Origin of the sequence: Ilumatobacter sp., from assembly GCF_041688325.1 — a bacterium.
Lineage (GTDB): Bacteria > Actinomycetota > Acidimicrobiia > Acidimicrobiales > Ilumatobacteraceae > Ilumatobacter_A.
Genome location: NZ_JBDNIJ010000429.1, coordinates 1 through 2,307, shown reverse-complemented (window position 1 = coordinate 2,307; position 2,307 = coordinate 1). Strand labels below are relative to the sequence as shown.

Sequence of the window (2,307 nt, the reverse complement as noted above, 5' to 3'; positions counted from 1 at the left end):
TCCAACGGCGCCTTGTGGAACGACTCGGTGTAGTGGATGAACAAGAAGTAGCTGCCGTGGAGCAGCGCGAGCAACAACACTGTCTGCGTGAGTCGGTGAAGCCACATCCACGCGGGCCGGCCGAGTCGCCGAAGCACGCGGTCTGACGACGTTGCCGCAAGGACCAGAGCGAGGAGCAGGGCGACTGATCCGATCAGATTCGCCAATCCGAACCCGGGCTCGATTCGAGCTTCACGACCGAGCTGCGGGACGAATTCGTATCCGAGGAAGCGACGCAGACTCCATCGAGCCCACCCGTTGAGAATCAGTACCGCGTGCAGTGAGGCGGTCAGTGCGAACCAGATGCCGATCTGGCGTCGCCAACGCAACCAGTTGCGGGTCGAGGGAAACAGTTTCGAGATCGGCCCGACCGCCAGCGCAGCCAGGAGCAGGACGTACGCGGCGTCACCGACGGCTTTCCACAGGCGCATCTCGGCAACCCAGTTCGGGCGAGCCAGCCAGAAGGCGCCGACGAGGATCGCTGCGGCGAGGGCGGTACCGACGTGGCGTTTCCAGCGCCGACGATCGAGTGCGACGTGGCGGTTCCGATCGCGCCCGTTGTGATCCGGCTTCGCCGTGCCGCTGCCTTTGGCCCGCGACCTCGCCGCGACGATTCGTGAACTAGACCCCGACATGGTCGACGATGTTCGATTCGAGCCACTGCCTGCTGACCACGCCCGCAGTGGAGTCCGCGATCGTGCCGTCCGGAGCGATGAAATATGTCGTCGGGGTGGACGTGATCTCGTAGCTCGCACTGATCTCGCCCGACCGATCCATCAGCATTGGATACGAGACCCCATGGCGCGTGACGAACTCGGCAACCTCGGCGTCGCCTTCTTGGATGCTGACCGACAGGACTTCGAAACCCTGGTCTTGATACTTCTCGTAGGCCGCCCGCAACTCGGGGGCACTGGCGTTGCACGCCGGTCAAAAACTGTGCATGAAGGTGACGGCGACCGGTCTGCCGCGGTAGTCGCTTAGCGACACCGGTTCTCCCGCCAGTGTCTCGAGTTCGAAGTCGGGCGCCAGTGCGGCGGCCTCGTCGCCGGAGCCGCCACTGATGAGGACGAACGATCCGATCGCCAGCGCGGCAATCGCAGCGAGCCCACCCCAGAGTCGGAACTGTTTGCGTAGCGCGGCGCGTTTCGCTGCCTCTCGGCGAGCCTTTTTCGATGGGCGCTGATTCAAGGGTGCTGCTGCATTGGTCTTCGATGGGTCAACGTTCGCTGGACTCGACGTGTCGATCCGGGCGGCGGGCGAAGCGCGCCAGGGCGACGGTCAGCGCGACGCCGAGGAGAGCGACGACCGCGAGGCGTTGCGCCCCGACGGCCAGAATCGAATCGACGAACCACAGCCGTACGTTCTCCATCGCGTCGATGATCGGATCACCGCCGAGGTCGCCGTCATAGACGGCGAGTTCCCAGCGTCCGTACCAGATCGCATACAGGCCAGCGGCCACCATGAGCACGCCCCCGACGCGGGGTGCGATTCGACTGAGTCGGCGCATGTGGCGTGCCACTGCCGTGTGTGCCAGCGCCGAGGCGACGCTCAAGATCAGGATGATGACGCCCATGCCGAGCGCGTAGGTCACGTACGTCGCGAGGCCCTGCAGTGCTGACTGTGAGAGTGCCGTACTCGTCACCGCGAGGAATGGGCCGATTGTGCACGACAACGACGCAACCGCGTACGTCACCCCGTAGCCGACCATGGCAACGGGTTTCGAGGCGCCGTTCGAGATCGACGGGCCGCGCACGCCGATGCTCGGTTTCCAACCCGATGCGGTGGCGATGCCGGTGATCACGAGCACTGCACCGATGATGATCGTCACCCAGGGGAGTTGGCGTCGTGCCTCGCTGGCGATGCTGTCGATGATCAACCCGACGCTCGCGAACACCGCGATGAAGCCGATCGACACCAGCCCGGCGACGCCGGCGGCACGCAGCACGCGACGGTCGACTCGTTCCTCGACCTCGTCGCCGGTGACGAATGCCCCGATGTATGCGGGAAGCAACGAGAAACCGCACGGGTTGAACGCCGCGACCATGCCGGCGGTGAACGCGAGCGCGATCGTCCCGCTGATCATCGCCGCGTCCAGAACATCTCATCAACCTACGACATAATGTCGTAGAGGTCATGGCGGCGGCGCAGCTTCCGTCATCGCACCAGCTCGCTCCACCACTTCTCGTGAGGTATCCATGTCCGATGAGACTGAAGAACGACCCCGAATCAATCTCCGCAGGGCCATCGTCCTGGTCGTCATCGCACTCG

The 2,307-nt window shown here is 64.5% G+C and carries 3 protein-coding genes and 1 pseudogene; all 4 read right to left on the bottom strand.

Going from position 1 to position 2,307, the window contains the following annotated elements; translation table 11 throughout:
• Window positions 1-674 (bottom strand): ferric reductase-like transmembrane domain-containing protein (locus tag ACH2EI_RS20890; RefSeq protein WP_395161479.1); only part of this gene is annotated, 674 nt, incomplete at its 3' end.
• A pseudogene (locus ACH2EI_RS20885) lies at window positions 661-954 on the bottom strand (TlpA disulfide reductase family protein); the annotation flags it as partial. The gene ACH2EI_RS20890 and the pseudogene ACH2EI_RS20885, both read right to left, overlap by 14 nt.
• A 12-nt stretch (window positions 955-966) precedes the next feature.
• On the bottom strand, window positions 967-1,227 hold the full coding sequence (locus ACH2EI_RS20880) for a peroxiredoxin family protein (RefSeq protein ID WP_395152502.1): 261 nt from the start codon (window positions 1,225-1,227) through the stop codon (window positions 967-969).
• A gap of 28 nt (window positions 1,228-1,255) precedes the next feature.
• Window positions 1,256-2,122: a cytochrome c biogenesis CcdA family protein gene (locus ACH2EI_RS20875; protein ID WP_395152503.1), complete on the bottom strand. Its 867-nt coding sequence runs from the start codon at window positions 2,120-2,122 to the stop codon at window positions 1,256-1,258.
• Window positions 2,123-2,307 lie beyond the last annotated feature (185 nt).

Excerpts from the sequence above, each read along its gene's own strand:
- ACH2EI_RS20875 (WP_395152503.1), bottom strand. The coding sequence starts at position 2,122 with ATGATCAGCGGGACGATCGCGCTCGCGTTCACCGCCGGCATGGTCGCG.